Genomic DNA, 15,980 nt, shown 5'->3' with positions numbered 1-15,980 from the left:
CTGCGTCGCAGGCAGTACGGTAGTACGACAAGACGCAGCAACGACGCCAGAAGAGTTTTGAGAACGGCTCTTACTTGGCGCCCCAGCACAGGTCGGTGCCAGTCTTCACATCCTTGCTGTCCACGCCCGCCATGGGCTTGGCAGCGATCAGCGTCACGCCGGTGTCGGTGTAGCCGCTGACCTTCTTGCCGGTCTTGGCGTATTCCACGCCTGCCGCCACGCCCATGGCGGCCATGCGCAGTGGGTACTGCTGGCTGGTGGCGGCGATCACACCCTTGCCCACGTCGGCAATGCCCGCACAGCCACCGTCCACTGAGACGACGAGCACGTTCTTCTCCTTGCCTGCGGCCTTGAGCGCGTTGTAGGCACCGGCGGCAGCGGGCTCGTTGATGGTGTAGACGATGTTGATGTCAGGGTTCTTCTGCAGGCAGTTTTCCATGCCGGTCTGGCCCTTGGCGCGGTCGCCAAAGCTGTCGGCCATGCAGACCACTTCGGCGGGGCGCGACAGCTCATTGCTCTTGGCATCGTTGGCCTGCAGGCCAAAGCCCTTCAGGAAACCGTTGTGCCGCTGCGCGCCCACCGGGTGGCCGGGGAACAGGTCCAGCGTAGCAATCACGGGCTTCTTGCCTGCAGCGGCGGCCTTGGCGTACTGGCCGATCAGCTCGCCGGCCTTGTAGTTGTCGGTGGCAAACAGCGCGTCGGTCGCATCCATGGGCTCGGTGGGACTGTCGAGCGCAATCACCATCACGCCGCGCGCCTGCGCCTTCTTGATCGCGGGCACGATGGCCTTGGCGTCGCTGGGGGTGATGAGGATGGTCTTGGCACCGGCGGCGATCAGGTTCTCCATGGCCGTGACCTGGCCCGCGTTGTCGCCATCGGTCTTGCCTGCGGCCGACACCAGCTTGGCACCCAGCTTCTTGGCCTCGGCCGTGGCGCCCTCTTTCATCTTCACGAAGAAGGGGTTGGTCTCGGTCTTGGTGATGAGGCCGATGACGGGCTCGGATGTCTGCGCCTGGGCCAGGCCACAGGCCAGGGCGCCGGTGAGGGCAAGGGCAGAAAGCGCAAAGGCGGGGGTGCGTTGCATGGTGTTGTCTCCGGGTGTTGGGATGGCAGATTCCTGTCGGCCCCGTGCTGCGCGGCTGGCAGGTGAACCACTCTTGTCGGGTGGATGGGATCGAACTATAGTGGCCGACGAGTTAATAAATCAAGTGGATTTACTTATGGTTTTCCCTATCCAGTCCCCCGACTCCAGCCCCGCCCACACCGCACCGCCGCTGCGCGTGGCCACGGCGGGCGAGGCCTTGTTTGACCTGATCGAAGAGCCCGATGGCCGCCTCAAGCCCTGCGCGGGCGGCGCGGTCTACAACCTCACCCGCGCGCTGGGCCTGCAGGGCGTGGGCACGCTGTACCTCAACCCGCTGTCGGGCGACATGCTGGGGCGACAACTGGCGCGCGGCCTGCACGATGCGGGCGTGGCCCTGGCAGCGCCCACGCCGGTGCGTGCGCCCAGCGCGCTGGCGCTGGCCGCACTGGATGCCGAGGGCAAGGCCAGCTACAGCTTCTACCGCGACGGCGTGGCCGACCGCCAGGTGACGGCCGCCGCGCTGACGGCTGCTTGCGCCGTATTGCCAGAGCTGCAAGTAGTGGCCACGGGCTGCCTGGCGCTGGTGGCACAGGACGCTGCCGTTTACCAGCCCTGGCTGGCGGCGCAACGCGCTGCGGGCCGCATGGTGGTGGTGGACGCCAACCTGCGCCTGTCGGCCGTGGACGATGCGGAGGCCTACCGCGCCAATGTGATGGCCGCCCTGCAGCACGCCCACCTTATCAAGGTGAGCGACGATGACCTGGAGGCGCTGGCCGTTCCGGGCGCCAACGCATTGGAGCGCGCCCGCTATCTGCAGCAGCAAACACAGGCCCAATGGCTCGCGCTCACGCTGGGGCCGGAAGGTGCCTGGCTGCTGCAGCGCGACGGCCTGGCCGTGCATGCGCGCGAAGAAGCGCCGATCACGGTGGTGGACACCGTGGGCGCAGGCGACTGTTTTCTGGCGGGTTTGATCACCGCCTGGCTGGCAGGGCCTGAGCGTGGGGAGGAAGCGCGGGCCCGTGGTGCGGAGGGCTTGACGGCTCCGGTCACCGAAGCCCGGTTGCGCGCCATGCTGCTCCACGCGCTGGCCAGTGCCGGCCACTGCGTGGAGCGCGCGGGCTGCACGCCGCCGCGTTACGAGGAAGTGCGCGAAAGGCTGGCGTTGCGGCGCTGAGCGACCGCAGCGGGCCGATATCCCTTACTCAGCCGGCTTGGCTGCCGGTTTACGGGCTCGGCTGCGAGGACGGGCAGCGGGTGCCTTGGCGGGTGTGGCGCCTTCTGCCTCGGCGGCGGAGGCCTCGGGAGCGGCAGTAGAGGACTCGGCACTTACCTCCCTCCCTCCAGCACGCGCGCTGCGCGCAAGGGGCGTGGCGGCCTTGCGGGGGCTGGCCCCGGGCTTTGCGCCGTCTCCACTGCGCGCGCGGCTGCGGCGAGGGGTGACGGCTTCGGGGCCATCGTCCTCGGTGGATGCACCGCCTTCCGGCGTGTCCGCACCCTCTTCCACTTCGGAGCGCATTTCTTGCAGCGGGGTGGAGTCGATCACCGGCTCTGGCGGCGCAGCCTCGGGGGCAACGGACTGGCTGAAGTAGCGGCTGGCCGGACGCTCTGCAGGGGTATCAGCCTGTTCGGCCTCAAGGTGTTCGTGGCGCTGCGGGGAGCGCGTGTCTGCCCGGTCCGGGCCCTCACCGCGACGCCCTCGGCTGCGGCCCGATGGGCCCTGCTCTTCGCCGCCGTCCGAACGCAGGTCAGGCGCCGTCGCCACCGCATGGAAGTCGTGCCGCGTGGCGCCGCCCTGGCTGGCTCGCTCACCGGCTCCTTCAGGCCGCGCGGGCGCGGCGGCGGCGCTCGGCCCACCATGGCTGCGGTACACATACGCGCCCGACTTTTCATCGCGCCCAAACTCCAGCAGCCCGCGCGCCTGCGCTTCCTCCAGCAGGTTGCCAAAGGTGCGGAAGCCATACCGGCCTTCGCTGAAATCGGGCTTGCGGCGCTTGATGGCCTCCTTGAGCACCGAGGCCCAGATCTTGCCGGTGTCGCCGCGCTCGGACAGCAGGGCTTCAAACGTCTCGGCCGCCAGCTCCACGCCCTGGGTCCGGCGCGCGTCCTGGCTTTCCTTGCGGCTGCGCTCCTCCTCGGGGCTGCGGCGGGGCGCGGGCGGTGGGTTGCTGCCTGGGGCCTGGCGGCGGGCCTGCGCACGCTGGTTCTCGCGGACCAGGTCGTCGTAAAAGATGAACTCGTCGCAGTTGGCGATGAGCAGGTCCGACGTGGACTGCTTCACGCCCACACCGATCACCTGCTTGTTGTTCTCGCGCAGCTTGGACACCAGCGGCGAGAAGTCCGAGTCGCCGCTGATGATGACGAAGGTGTTGACGTGCGACTTGGTGTAGCAGAGGTCCAGCGCGTCCACCACCAGGCGGATGTCGGCCGAATTTTTGCCGGACTGGCGCACATGGGGGATTTCGATCAGCTCGAAATTCGCCTCGTGCATGGTGGCCTTGAAGCCCTTGTAGCGCTCCCAGTCGCAATAGGCCTTCTTGACCACGATGGAGCCCTTGAGCAGCAGGCGCTCCAGGATGGGCTTGATGTCGAACTTTTCGTACTGCGCATCGCGCACGCCCAGGGCGACGTTTTCAAAGTCGCAGAACAGGGCCATGCTGATGCTGTCGGAGGGGGATGCCATATCGTGTGTGAGTTCCGTTCAATGCTGCGGATCATCACACGGAACGCATTGCGCCCTCCGAAGGGATGGCCTCAGGTGGGTTTGGCCAAGCCCAGTTTCTCTACCAGCGCCTTCTCGCGCGTGAACGTGTCCTGCGCAAACTTCTTGTACGCCGCCGTGCTCATGTACATCGGCACCATGTCATAGCGCGCCAGGGCCGTGCGATAGCTCTCCTGCTCCATGGCCTGCTTGAAGGCATCGTGCAGGCGCTTGACCACCGCATCGGGCGTGCCCTTGGGCGCACCGATGCCAAAGGGCGAGTTCTGCACCAGGTTCAGCCCCAGCTCCTTGAGCGTGGGCGCATCGGGGAACTTGGCCAGGCGCTCGGCACCCCAGGTGTTGAGCACGCGCAGCTTGCCGGCCTCGACCTGCGGTGCAAAACCGGTGGAGTCGGCCGCCGCCATGATCTGCCCGCCCAGGATGGACTGCATGAGGTCGGCGCTGCCCTTGTAGGGCACATGGAGCAACTCCAAGCCCAGCTGCTGGGCGATGAGCTCCATGGTCAGGTGCGGGCTGGTCATGGTGCCGGTGGAGCCGTAGCTGAGCTTGCCGGGGTTGGCCTTGGCCCAGGCCACGAAGTGCGTCCAGGTCTTGAGGGGCGAGTCAGCGGGCACAACCAGGCCAAACGCGTAGCCGGTGACGTTGAGCACGTAGCTGATGTCTTTGACCGGGTCCCAGTTGATCTTGGTGGTGTAGGGCAGGCGGAACACGCCCAGCGGAATCTGCGCCACCGTGTAGCCGTCGGCAGGCACGGTTTGCAGCGCCTGCGCAGGCAAGGTGCCGCCCGCGCCGGGCTTGTTTTCGACAATGACGGTCTGCCCGAGGATCTTGCTGGCGTTGTCGGCCAACGCGCGCATGGTGATGTCGGTGGGGCCGCCCGCCGGGAAGGCGATGATCAGCTTGATGGGTTTGTTGGGAAAGCTCTGGGCCTGCGCCAGGAACGCGGGGGCGGCGAGGCTGGCGGCTCCCCATTGGATGATCTGGCGACGTTGCATGGCGAGGCTCCTCAAAACGAAAGACAAAAGATTCGCTCATTGGACTGCAGCCCCTCGCGCGGGGCATGCAGGAAACCCCCTAGCCTCTGTCACCAAGGCGGCAGCGCGGCTGGGGCAGGATGGTTCCCGCAACGCGCCGGTAGCGCGCAACACCGCAGGCGTTTGTCACACTTTGTACGTGGACAGCAGCAGGCTGGTTTCCGTGTTGGCAATGCCCGGCGTGAGGCGGATGCGGCCCAGCGCCGCATCGAATGCCTCCAGGCTTTCGGCGCGCACCTCGGCCACGATGTCCCAGCGGCCGTTGGTGGTGTGCAGGGTGCCCACCGTGGGCTCACCGCGCAGCGCATGGATGACAGCGGGCGCCGCATTGCCCTCGACCGCGATGCTCATCCACGCACGGATGCGCTGGGGCTCCGAATCGGGCCGCAGCCGCACGGTATAGCCGACGATGACACCGCGCTCCTCCATCTTGTGCAAGCGGTTCTGAACGGTGCCGCGCGATACACGCAGCTTCTGCGCCAGCGTGGCCACGGGGGTGCGCGCGTCGGCGCGCAGGATGCTGAGGATTTCGCGGTCGGTGTCGTCCAGTTTGGTCATGGCAGGCTCTATAGCTGGCAGTTCGGCAATTTTCTGTGCATTGTGGCCCTGCAAGCTGGCACGGGCATTTCTTCCGCCCGGCGCAACGCGGACGACTTCTCACGCTGAATCTGGATCAGGAAGGCCGGCAGCGCCCGTCTAGAAAGCATCAAACGCTATCAAAATCATAGCACCTGCATCACAACGAATCCGTGGGATGCGGGGCCTGCGCATCCAGCCGCGCATCGCAACCCACGCCCGATGCAATCCAGCGCCGGGCCAGCGCAGACAGTGCGCGCACAGCCCAGGGATGGGACAGGCCGGTGACACCACCGGGGTCGGCCACCATGCCACACCAATAGCGCTGGTCGGCATCGCTCCAGCGCAGGGCCGTGCAGGCCCCCTTGCGGCGCCGTGACACCAGCATCCCCAGCGGGCAGGGCTCCGCCAGGCAGCACAGCCCACAGCCGTTGCAGGGTGCGCCTTCTGCGGGCTTGGCGGGTGCTGCGGGATGCAACCACACCACGGTGGGGTGAGCAGGCAGTTGTTCGGGCATGGGGGTGCAAAGGGAACATGCGCGAGCGGCAAATGCCCCCGCGCTCCACGGTGCATTGTGCGGCCCTATTACCGCCGCGCGACTGGCTGCACGACCGCAGGCCCCAACAAAAAAGCCCCCGCTGCGATCACAGCGGGGGCCAAACCGGTCGAAGGGACCGGGGAGGGAGACAAGTAAAGAGGGAATGAAACTGCCGCCGGATCAGCAGCCCAACGGCCGGTTCGGGCGCATGGGCACGATGCCGGTGACGCGCAAGGTGGCGTTCGAGCCATCCGTGGCTGTCAGCGTTTTTCCGCTGAAGCGCACCTGGTCGCTCTCGCGTACCACCGCCGTGTCAGTCGGCTCGCCGCTGGCGTATTCCTTGCCATCAAAGGTCAGGAAGACCTGGTGCAGGCCCGTCGCATCGGGGCGATAACGGATGTCGCCAAAGGCGGTGGCCGAAGAACCCACCTTGTTGGCCCCGTCAAAGCGGAAAGCACACAATTCGGGCACCGAGCCGATGGGGTTTTCCTTGTCCACGCCGGTGAGGTTCAACGTGCCGTTGCCGTACACACCGTTAAGACCGTCCACCGTAGCGCTGGTCACGGTCAGCACACCGGGTTCGTTGCTGGGTGTTGGGTCATCGTCATTGCCGCCGCCGCAGGCGACCAGCAGCACAGAAGCAGCCGCAAGGGCAGTACAGGTCTTGAGGAAATGAAAAGCGTTCATGGTGATGGGCGTCCGTAGATGTGGATGGAAGGTGGGGAGCCGATCCCCTGCAACCCATCGTAGGAAGCCCACCCCGCGCAGCGCGTGCGCCATGTTCCGCGTTGTGCGTAGGACATGTGCCGACAGGGGTGTGCGCCAAACCAATGGCTGGCATGGCGCCACCCTGCCCCTGCCGCCCGCACCGCTCACGTATCTCAGCGCGCCAGCACCGCCGCCAGCGCCTTTCCAGTATGTGTGCCCGCCGCCACCACATCCTCGGGCGTAGCGGCTGCCACGATGCGCCCGCCTGCGTTGCCACCTTCAGGGCCCAGGTCCAGGATCCAGTCAGCCTCGGCGATCACATCCAGGTCGTGCTCGATCACGATCACGCTGTGGCCACCATCGACCAGGCGGTGCAGCACGCGGATGAGCTTGTCCACATCAGCCATGTGCAGGCCCACGGTGGGCTCGTCCAGCACATACAGCGTGTGCGGCGCCTTCTGGCCTCGGCGGCCCACCTCGTCGCGCACCTTGGTGAGTTCGGTGACGAGCTTGATGCGCTGCGCCTCGCCACCGCTCAAGGTCGGCGACGGTTGGCCCAGCGTGAGGTAGCCCAGGCCCACGTCCTGCAAGAGCTGCAGCGGGTGCGCAATGCTGGGCATGGTGGCGAAGAAGCCCACGGCCTCGTCCACTTCCATCTGCAGCACATCGCCAATGCTCTTGCCGCGCCAGGTCACGGCCAGCGTTTCGGGGTTGAAGCGCGCGCCGTGGCAGGTTTCGCAGGGCACCTTCACATCGGGCAAGAAGCTCATCTCGATGGTGCGCACACCTGCACCTTCACAGCTGGGGCAGCGGCCTTCGCCGGTGTTGAAGCTGAAGCGCCCGGCGGCATAGCCGCGTGCCTTGGCCTCCAGCGTTTCGGCAAACAGCTTGCGGATGGTGTCCCAGAAGCCGATGTAGGTAGCTGGACATGAACGCGGCGTCTTGCCGATGGGTGTCTGGTCTACTTCGAGCACGCGGTCGATGCTCTCAAAGCCCGACAGGCCGGTGCAACCGACCAGTGGCGGCGCCTTGCCCGCGTCCATGGCATCGCGCCCGGCCTTGGTACTGCGCTGCTGCACCCAGGCCTGCACATTGGCCAGCAGCACATCGCGCGCCAGGGTGGACTTGCCCGATCCGCTCACGCCCGTCACTGCCACCAGGCGGTGCAGTGGCACGGTGGCCGTCACGTTCTGCAAGTTGTGCAACTGCGCGCCATGCACGGTGAGCCAGCGCATGGCAGCGCGCTCCTTGGCTTCATTGAGGGCGTCAGCGGCCAGCGATGCAGCCTGCGCCGCACGCTTCTTGACGGCCGCACTCTGCCGACCGGTAGGCGCCGCAGCTTCGGCACGGGCAAAGGCGGCCGTGGCCTCGGCACTGACCTTGCTGGCCGACATGCTGCGGCGCAGCTGCAGCGGATGCTTCATGGCGTGCAGCAGGTAACGGCCGGTTTGCGAATCTTCGGCGCCCGTGATGTCGGCCACGCTGCCCTGCGCCACCAGGCGCCCGCCGCGTTTGCCCGCGCTGGGGCCAATGTCGATGATGTGGTCGGCGCGGCGGATGGTGTCTTCGTCGTGCTCCACCACCACCAGCGTGTTGCCCTTGTCACCCAGCTTGTGCAGGGCGTTGAGCAGGATCTGGTTGTCGCGCGCATGCAGGCCGATGGTGGGCTCGTCGAGCACGTAGCACACGCCCTGCAGGTTGCTGCCCAGCTGCGCGGCCAGGCGGATGCGCTGGGCCTCGCCACCGCTGAGCGTGGGCGCGCCCCGGTCGAGCGTAAGGTAGCCCAGGCCCACTTCTTCGAGGAACTCAAGGCGGCTCTGGATCTCGGGCACCAAGTCACGGGCGATGTCGCCTTCGCGTTGGGTCATGCCGCCTTCGATGCGCAGGGTCTCGATCCAGCGGCGCACATCCGTCACCGACAGCGCGGCGATGTCGGTGATGCCCACGCCTGCGAACTTGACAGCGCGGGCCGTGGCGTTCAGACGCGTGCCGTGGCATGTGGGGCAAGCGGTGTCCTGCAAATCTTCCACCTCGGGCTCGGCAAAGGTCTGCTCGCGGCCCTTTTCCTTGTCGTCTTGTACCGAGTCGTCGAACACCTTGCGCTGGTCTTTGGTGAGCTTGACGCCGGTGCCCACGCAGTCGGGGCACCAGCCATGCTTGCTGTTGTACGAGAACAGGCGCGGGTCCAGCTCGGCATAGCTGGTGGCGCACACCGGGCAGGCACGCTTGGTCGAAAAGGCTTGCAGATGGCCAATACCGGCCGTGGGCAAGCCGCCCTCCATGGCCGCAGCCAGCGTGTCGATGCTGCTCAGCACATGCACCACGCCCTTGCCGTGCGTGAGCGCGTCGGCCAGCGCCTTGCGGAGCTGGGCTTCGTTCTCGGGCGACACATCCAGGCTGGCAACAGGCAGCTCAATGGTGTGCTCCTTGAAGCGGTCAATGCGCGGGAAGTTGGTGGTGGGCAGGAAGTTGCCATCCACGCGCAGATGCGTAAAGCCGCGCGGGCGCGCCCAGTCGGCCAGCTCGGTATAGACGCCCTTGCGGTTCATCACCAGCGGCGCGAGCAGTCCGATGTGCTGGCCACGGAACTGCGTGAGCAACTGCGCGGCGATGCTCTCGGGCGTTTGCGGCTGCACGGCTGCGCCGTCTTTGGTGCAGTGCTGGGTGCCCAGCTTGACGTACAGCAGGCGCAGAAAGTGCCACACCTCGGTGGTGGTGCCCACGGTGGACTTGCGACCGCCGCGCGAGAGGCGCTGCTCGATGGCGACAGTGGGCGGGATGCCGTACACGGCATCCACCTCGGGCCGACCGGCTGGCTGCACGATGCTGCGGGCATAGGCGTTGAGCGATTCGAGGTAACGCCGCTGGCCTTCGTTGAACAGGATGTCAAACGCGAGCGTGGACTTGCCCGAGCCGCTCACGCCCGTCACCACGTTGAACTTGCCACGCGGAATGTCCACGCTCAGGTTCTTGAGGTTGTGCTCCTTGGCGTTGACGATTTGTATAGCGTTTTTGGCCGCTGGCGTTTGATCCATATGCGCGAGGCGCTCTGATTTTCGTAGCGCCGCAGCCTTTTCGTGCACCGAGTGGCCGCCCACGCCCAGCGCCAGTTCGTAGTCGCGCAGCGCCTGGCCTGTGTGCGAGGTGGCGTGGGCACGCACGTCCTCGGGCGTGCCCTCGGCCACGATGAGGCCGCCCGCGTAGCCGCCTTCGGGGCCCAGGTCGATGAGCCAGTCGCTGGCGCGGATCACGTCCAGGTTGTGCTCGATGACAATGAGCGAGTGCCCCGCATCGATGAGCTTGCGCAGCGCGCGCATCAACTTGGCAATGTCGTCAAAGTGCAGGCCCGTGGTGGGCTCGTCAAACAAGAACAGCGTGCCTTTGCGGGCGACGGACTGGCGCGATTTGGATGCGCTGCGCGCAGCCTCCGCCAGAAAGCCTGCAAGCTTGAGGCGCTGCGCCTCGCCGCCTGACAAGGTCGGCACGGGCTGGCCCAACGCCACGTATTCGAGCCCTACATCCACGATGGGCTGCAGCGCGCGGATCACATCACGGTCATTGGCAAACAGGTCGGCCGCCTCGGCCACCGTGAGAGCCAACACGTCGGCCACATTCATCGTGCGACCACCACGCTCGATGGTGATCTCCAGGATCTCGGGCCGGTAGCGCTTGCCATCGCAGTCGGGGCAGCGCAGGTATACGTCGCTCAGGAACTGCATCTCCACATGCTCAAAGCCCGAGCCGCCGCAGGTCGGGCAGCGCCCATCGCCGCTGTTGAAGCTGAACTTGCTGGCCGTGTAGCTGCGCTGCTTCGACAGCGGCGCCACGGCAAACAGTTCGCGGATGCTGTCCCACGCGCCCACGTAGCTCACGGGGTTGGATCGAGCGGTTTTTCCGATGGGGGATTGATCGACAAACACAACATCCGACAGATGGTCGGCGCCCAGCATGCGGTCGTGCGCGCCCGGCGTGTCGGTGGCCTTGCCAAAGTGGCGCAGCAGCGCGGGGGCCAGCACGTCCTGGATCAGGCTCGACTTGCCCGAGCCACTGACGCCGGTCACGGTGACCAGGCGCTGCAGCGGGAACTCCACCGTCACATCCTGCAGGTTGTGCTCGCGCGCGCCTTCGAGGATGAGGCGCGGCGTGGATTCGGTGACCATGCGCTTGAAGCCAAAACCCACGTGCTTGCGCCCACCCAGGTAGGCGCCGGTCAGCGTGTCGGCGTTGCGCAAATCGGCCGTGGTGCCGTCAAACACGATCTGCCCGCCCAAGCGGCCGGGGCCAGGGCCCATGTCGATCATGCGGTCAGCCGCCAGCATCACGGCGGGGTCGTGCTCCACCACCACCAGCGTGTTGCCCGCATCGCGCAGGCGTAGCATGGCCTCGGTGATGCGGTGCATGTCGCGCGGGTGCAGGCCGATGCTGGGCTCGTCCAGCACAAACAGAGTGTTGACCAGGCTGGTACCCAGCGCCGTGGTGAGGTTGATGCGCTGCACCTCGCCGCCACTCAGTGTGCGGCTTTGCCGGTCGAGCGTGAGGTAGCCAATGCCCACGTCGCACAGGTACCGGAGGCGGGTGGTGATTTCTTCGTGCAGCAGCTTGAGCGCTTGCGCGTCGCCGCCCTTGGCGTCGTCCCCCACCGGTAGCTGCATGCGATCAAAGAACTGGCGCAGTCGATCAACGGGCAGCAGCATCAGATCGTGCAGGCACAGGCCGGGCAAGGCCTCCAGTTGCTCGCGCGACCATTGCACGCCTTCGGGCATGAAGCGTTTGCCAGGCTCCAGCACCGCATCGGCATCCTCCTTGCGGCCGATGCGCCAGAGCAGGCTTTCGGTCTTGAGCCGCGCACCCGCGCAGGTGGGGCATGGCGTGTAGCTGCGGTACTTGGACAAGAGCACGCGGATGTGCATCTTGTAGGCCTTGCTCTCCAGGTACTCAAAAAAGCGCTTGATGCCGTACCACTGCTTGCTCCACTGCCCGTCCCTATAGCCGGGGGCGCCGCCGATCACCCACTTTTTCTGGTCGTCGGTCAGCTTGTACCAGGGCGTGTCGCGCGGGATACCAGCCGTTTCGGCATGGCGCATGAGGTCGTCCTGCGCTTCTTTCCACGCGGGGGTCTGGATGGTCTTGATGGCGCCCGCGCGCAGCGTGAGCTTGTCGTTGGGAATGACGAGGCCGTAGTCCACGCCGATCACGCGGCCAAAGCCCCGGCAGCTGTCGCACGCACCCACGGCCGAGTTGAACGAGAAGGCCGACGGGATGGGGTCGCTGTAGCGCAGGTCGCTGTCGGGGCAGTGCAGGCCCGTCGAAAACCTCCACAGCTCTGGTTCGCTCTCGTCCACGAGCCGATAGACATTCAAGCGCCCCGTGCCGCGCTTGAGCGCGACCTCGATGGCCTCGATCACCCGCACCTTCTCGGCATTGCCCAGACGGAACCGGTCGGCCACCACATCCAGCACCTTGCGCGGGCCGGTGGGCGTGGCCACCTCGCGCTCGGCCTGCACCTTGGTGAAGCCGCTGGCGGACAGCCATTGCTCGACCTGCTCGGCCGATGTATTGGCGGGGAGTTCGACCGGGAAGGTCAGCACGATGCGGGGATCACTGGCGGCAGCGCAGCGCGCGGCCAGCTCGGCGTAGATGGTCTCGGGCGAGTCATGGCGCACGGGCTGCGCCGTCTGCTTGTCGAACAACTGGCCCGCACGGGCGAACAGCAGCTTCAGGTGGTCGTTCAGCTCCGTCATCGTGCCCACGGTGGAGCGGCTGGAGCGCACGGGGTTGGTCTGGTCGATGGCAATGGCCGGCGGCACGCCCTCGACCTTGTCCACGGCAGGTTTGTCCATGCGGTCGAGGAACTGGCGGGCGTAGGCGCTGAAGGTCTCCACGTAGCGGCGCTGGCCCTCGGCATAGAGCGTGTCAAACACCAGGCTGGATTTGCCCGAGCCGCTGGGCCCCGTGACCACCGTGAGTTCGCCGGTGCGGATGTCCAGATCCAGGTTCTTGAGGTTGTGCTGGCGTGCGCCGCGGATACGGATCAGTCCCTGGGTCATGGAGGCAGTCTTTTTCGAGGGTGAGGCGGAACATTCTAGGCACCGCAGTGGCGCCCGTCCGGCCTTGCCGCAATACCCTTTGATTGCGGGTCTGCTGACAGGTGCTGTCACAACATCGGGTTATGCCGGTTCGCAAACAGGGCACATTTGTCTAGAGTAGCCCGACAATCCAAGGAGACGACCATGTACAAATGGACACAATGGGGAGCCGCAGTCGCTCTGGCCGCCGCGCTGTGCGGCGCTGGCCATGCCCAGATCCTGATCGGGCAAACCGCCGGCTTCTCCGGGCAGGTGGCGGCAGGCGTGAAGGAAACCACCGACGGCGCCCTGCTCTATATCGATGCGGTCAACGCCAAGGGCGGCGTCAACGGCCAGAAAATCGAACTGACCTCGCTGGACGACAAGTTCGACCCCAAGCTGGCCGCAGAAAACGCGCGCAAGCTGATCGAGGAAAACAATGTGTCAGCGCTGTTCCTCACACGCGGCACGCCCCACACAGAGGCCATCGTTCCCCTGCTGGAAAAGCACGGCGTGGCACTGGTAGGCCCTTCCACGGGCGCCATGGTGCTGCACCAGCCCGTGCGCAAATACGTCTTCAACGTGCGCGCCACCTACCAGCGCGAGGCAGAAAAGGCCATGACCCACCTGGCCTCCATGGGCATTACCCGCATTGCCGTGGTGTATGCCGACGACAGCTTTGGTGCCGATGGCGTGGCGGGGGCGCAAAAGGGCCTGGCGGCGGCCAAGCTCACACCCGTGGTGCTGGAGAAGTTTGACCGTGCCAAGCCTGATTTCGCCCCAGTTGCGGCCAAGGTGGCCAAGGCAGACACCCAGGCCGTGCTGATGATCGCCTCCGGCTCTGCCGTGGTCGATGGCAGCAATGCGCTGCGCGCCGCAGGCTCTGCCGCACAGATCGTGACGCTGTCCAACAATGCCTCGGGCGGCTTCATCAAGAGCCTGGGCAACAATGCGCGCGGCGTGATCGTGACCCAGGTGTACCCCAATGAGCGCGCGGTGACCTACGCCATGGTCAAGGAAGCCCAGGAGCTGGCCCGGGCCAAGGGCTTGCAGGAGATCAGCCCCGCCATGCTCGAAGGTTTTGCAGCCGCCAAGGTGCTGGTGGAAGGGCTCAAGCGCGCCGGCCCCAAACCCAGCCGCGACAAGATCCACGCGGCCCTGGAAGGCATCAAGAAATTCGACCTGGGCGGACTGGAGGTGAGCTACGGGCCAGACGACCACACGGGCCTGGACTTTGCCGACCTCTCCATCATCGGTACGGACGGCAGGTTCCGTCGCTAAGAGCCTGTTTACGATCTCGCAGGGGATCGCAAACAGGCTCTAGGGATCCTCTGCACGAATCGAGCGGCAAGTGTGCGCTGCGGATCGGGATGGACTGCAAGGCGCAAAACGCAGCAATAGCCGTAGCTATTGCGAGGTTTTGCAACGCCGCAGACCGCCCGAGACCGCAGATGCACACGGCGCGGTGATTTGTGCAGAGGGTCCCTAGGAGCCATCTCCCGGATGGCCATAGGTTGCGCAGGCCCGGCTCCGTCCGGGCCTACGTATTTCTACAGTTTATTTGTCACCGTTTGTATCTATATTGACGCCTCCAACAAACAGGCATCTTGGGACAAACATGAGATTGACACACTGGCTTCGCGGGGGCGCTACCCTGGCCGCCATCTTCGCAATGGTGGGCGCAGCCCACGGACAGATTCTCATTGGACAGACGGTGGGCATCACGGGCTCGGCAGCGGCCACGGTGGCCGAATCCATGCAGGGCGCGGCGCTCTACATTGATCACATCAACGCCCGGGGCGGTATCGCGGGGCAGAAAGTGGAGGTCATATCTCTGGACGACAAATTCGACCCCAAGCTGACCCTCGAAAACACCCGCGTTCTGATTGAGGAAAAAGGCGTGATCGGGCTGTTCATGACACGGGGCACGCCCCACACCCAGGGCATCATGCCGCTGCTGGAGCAGCACGGCGTGCCGCTGGTCGGCCCCTCCACCGGCGCCATGGTGCTCCACCAGCCGGTACACAGGTTCATCTTCAACGTGCGCGCGCCCTACCAGCGCGAGGTGGAAAAGGCCATCACCCACCTCAACACCCTGGGCATCAAGCGCATTGGCGTGGTGCATGTGGACGACACCTTTGGCGCAGATGGCCTGGCAGGGGCACAGCTGGGCTTCAAGGCCAACCAGCTGGAAGCCCTCTTTGTCGAGAAATTTGACCGTGCCAAGCCCGACTACAGCGCGATTGCACCGCGTGTGGCGCAAAAGCAGCCCCAGGCCGTGGTCTTCATCGGCACGGGCGCGGCGGTGGTGGACGGCATCAAGGCGTTGCGCGCTGCAGGGGTCACGGGGCAGATCGTGACACTGTCCAACAATGCCTCGGGCGGCTTTGTCAAACTGCTGGGCGACCAGGCCCGGGGGGTTGTGGTCACGCAGGTCTTTCCCTCCGAGCGGTCGGTGAACTACCCGGTGGTCAAGGAAGCCATGGAGCTGGCCCGCGCCAAGAACATTTCCGATCTCACGCCCGCGATGGTGGAGGGCTTCGTCAGCGCCAAGGTGCTGCTGGAAGGCATCAAACGCGCGGGCCCCAAGCCGGACCGCGCCAAACTGCACGCAGGCCTGGAGAGCATCAAGAAGTGGGACCTGGGTGGCGTGGAGCTGAGCTACAGCCCCACGGACCACAGCGGTCTGGTGTTCGCCGACCTTTCCATCATCGGGAGTGACGGGCGCTTCAAGCGATGACACCCTAAGAAACTGAGGCGCTGTGCGGGCTCTTGCCCTGCGCCGCGCCAGGAGCGGTAGGGGCGTGGAGTGTGCGGCCCACCGTGACGCCCCCGCACAAAACAAAAGCCTGCGGCCTTTCGGCTGCAGGCTTTTTTTGATGACTTGGGATGGGACCCGGCGGCTTACTGCGCGCTGGCCGCAGATGCAGGTGCCGACGCAGGCGCCGCTGCGGGTGCACTGGCAGCGGGTTCGGGCGCATGCACGGCATCTGCGCCGTGTTTTTCACCACCCATGTCGGCCTTGTCGCCCGCCGTGATGATCACGTACATCGACAACGCAGCAAACAAGACGAAGCCAACAACAATCTTCCACATATCAATATCTCCTGGGATGGGTTTGTTCAATCAAGGGGCCTGGCTAGGGGTGCTGTGCACGATTCGTCGGGCCGTATGCATCTGCGGGCTCGGGCGGTCTGCCGCGTTGCAAAACCTCGCAATAGCTACGGCTATTGCTGCGTTTTGCGCCTTGCAGCCC

General features: G+C 65.8%; 11 protein-coding genes. 3 read left to right on the top strand and 8 right to left on the bottom strand.

The window, feature by feature from the left end; translation table 11 throughout:
- Positions 1-70: 70 nt before the first annotated feature.
- Positions 71-1,084, bottom strand: coding sequence for a sugar ABC transporter substrate-binding protein (locus tag ACODS0_RS22730; RefSeq protein WP_057270396.1), 1,014 nt, complete (start codon positions 1,082-1,084; stop codon positions 71-73).
- 136 nt (positions 1,085-1,220) lie between these two features.
- Between ACODS0_RS22730 and ACODS0_RS22725 the strand changes: the two genes are divergently transcribed.
- Positions 1,221-2,258, top strand: a complete 1,038-nt coding sequence (locus tag ACODS0_RS22725; RefSeq protein ID WP_488837333.1) for a PfkB family carbohydrate kinase — start codon at positions 1,221-1,223, stop codon at positions 2,256-2,258.
- Positions 2,259-2,282: 24 nt separating this feature from the next.
- On the opposite strand, the gene ACODS0_RS22720 is transcribed toward ACODS0_RS22725, so the two are convergent.
- From ACODS0_RS22720 to uvrA, 6 genes are all read right to left on the bottom strand, one after another.
- The gene (locus ACODS0_RS22720) at positions 2,283-3,764 is read right to left on the bottom strand and encodes an NYN domain-containing protein (RefSeq protein ID WP_488837331.1); all 1,482 of its coding nucleotides are present in this window, start codon (positions 3,762-3,764) and stop codon (positions 2,283-2,285) included.
- A gap of 71 nt (positions 3,765-3,835) precedes the next feature.
- Complete coding sequence (locus ACODS0_RS22715) at positions 3,836-4,798, bottom strand: Bug family tripartite tricarboxylate transporter substrate binding protein (RefSeq protein WP_121508494.1); 963 nt, start codon at positions 4,796-4,798, stop codon at positions 3,836-3,838.
- A 165-nt stretch (positions 4,799-4,963) separates the two neighbouring features.
- Entirely contained in the window at positions 4,964-5,395 is a 432-nt protein-coding gene (locus ACODS0_RS22710; RefSeq protein ID WP_488837329.1) for an Lrp/AsnC family transcriptional regulator, read from the bottom strand.
- Between the two features lie 178 nt (positions 5,396-5,573).
- Positions 5,574-5,930: a hypothetical protein gene (locus tag ACODS0_RS22705; RefSeq protein WP_121421235.1), complete on the bottom strand. Its 357-nt coding sequence runs from the start codon at positions 5,928-5,930 to the stop codon at positions 5,574-5,576.
- 201 nt (positions 5,931-6,131) lie between these two features.
- Positions 6,132-6,638: a hypothetical protein gene (locus ACODS0_RS22700; protein WP_055393055.1), complete on the bottom strand. Its 507-nt coding sequence runs from the start codon at positions 6,636-6,638 to the stop codon at positions 6,132-6,134.
- Positions 6,639-6,832: 194 nt separating this feature from the next.
- Positions 6,833-12,706, bottom strand: coding sequence for an excinuclease ABC subunit UvrA (gene uvrA, locus ACODS0_RS22695; protein WP_488837327.1), 5,874 nt, complete (start codon positions 12,704-12,706; stop codon positions 6,833-6,835).
- Between the two features lie 183 nt (positions 12,707-12,889).
- Here uvrA and ACODS0_RS22690 point away from each other — a divergent pair, with 183 nt between their 5' ends.
- Positions 12,890-14,005 (top strand): ABC transporter substrate-binding protein, encoded by a 1,116-nt coding sequence (locus ACODS0_RS22690; RefSeq protein ID WP_436131467.1) that lies wholly within the window; start codon positions 12,890-12,892, stop codon positions 14,003-14,005.
- A gap of 337 nt (positions 14,006-14,342) precedes the next feature.
- Positions 14,343-15,464, top strand: a complete 1,122-nt coding sequence (locus ACODS0_RS22685) for an ABC transporter substrate-binding protein (protein WP_487261084.1) — start codon at positions 14,343-14,345, stop codon at positions 15,462-15,464.
- 164 nt (positions 15,465-15,628) lie between these two features.
- Here the strand turns inward: ACODS0_RS22685 and ACODS0_RS22680 are convergent, their stop codons facing one another.
- A complete protein-coding gene (locus tag ACODS0_RS22680) occupies positions 15,629-15,820 on the bottom strand; it encodes a hypothetical protein (RefSeq protein ID WP_055393051.1) in 192 nt (63 codons plus the stop codon).
- Positions 15,821-15,980 lie beyond the last annotated feature (160 nt).

It is taken from the genome of Acidovorax sp. FG60 (assembly GCF_057808995.1).
Note: the sequence above shows the minus strand (reverse complement) of the source record. Positions and strands in the feature narration are given on the sequence as shown.

What these genes read in the sequence shown, in the direction of transcription:
- ACODS0_RS22705 (WP_121421235.1), bottom strand. Translation starts at nt 5,930, where the DNA reads ATGCCCGAACAACTGCCTGCTCACCCCACCGTGGTGTGGTTGCATCCC.
- ACODS0_RS22730 (WP_057270396.1), bottom strand. Translation starts at nt 1,084, where the DNA reads ATGCAACGCACCCCCGCCTTTGCGCTTTCTGCCCTTGCCCTCACCGGC.
- ACODS0_RS22725 (WP_488837333.1), top strand. Translation starts at nt 1,221, where the DNA reads ATGGTTTTCCCTATCCAGTCCCCCGACTCCAGCCCCGCCCACACCGCA.
- ACODS0_RS22720 (WP_488837331.1), bottom strand. Translation starts at nt 3,764, where the DNA reads ATGGCATCCCCCTCCGACAGCATCAGCATGGCCCTGTTCTGCGACTTT.
- uvrA (WP_488837327.1), bottom strand. Translation starts at nt 12,706, where the DNA reads ATGACCCAGGGACTGATCCGTATCCGCGGCGCACGCCAGCACAACCTC.
- ACODS0_RS22710 (WP_488837329.1), bottom strand. Translation starts at nt 5,395, where the DNA reads ATGACCAAACTGGACGACACCGACCGCGAAATCCTCAGCATCCTGCGC.
- ACODS0_RS22700 (WP_055393055.1), bottom strand. Translation starts at nt 6,638, where the DNA reads ATGAACGCTTTTCATTTCCTCAAGACCTGTACTGCCCTTGCGGCTGCT.
- ACODS0_RS22715 (WP_121508494.1), bottom strand. Translation starts at nt 4,798, where the DNA reads ATGCAACGTCGCCAGATCATCCAATGGGGAGCCGCCAGCCTCGCCGCC.
- ACODS0_RS22690 (WP_436131467.1), top strand. Translation starts at nt 12,890, where the DNA reads ATGTACAAATGGACACAATGGGGAGCCGCAGTCGCTCTGGCCGCCGCG.
- ACODS0_RS22685 (WP_487261084.1), top strand. Translation starts at nt 14,343, where the DNA reads ATGAGATTGACACACTGGCTTCGCGGGGGCGCTACCCTGGCCGCCATC.
- ACODS0_RS22680 (WP_055393051.1), bottom strand. Translation starts at nt 15,820, where the DNA reads ATGTGGAAGATTGTTGTTGGCTTCGTCTTGTTTGCTGCGTTGTCGATG.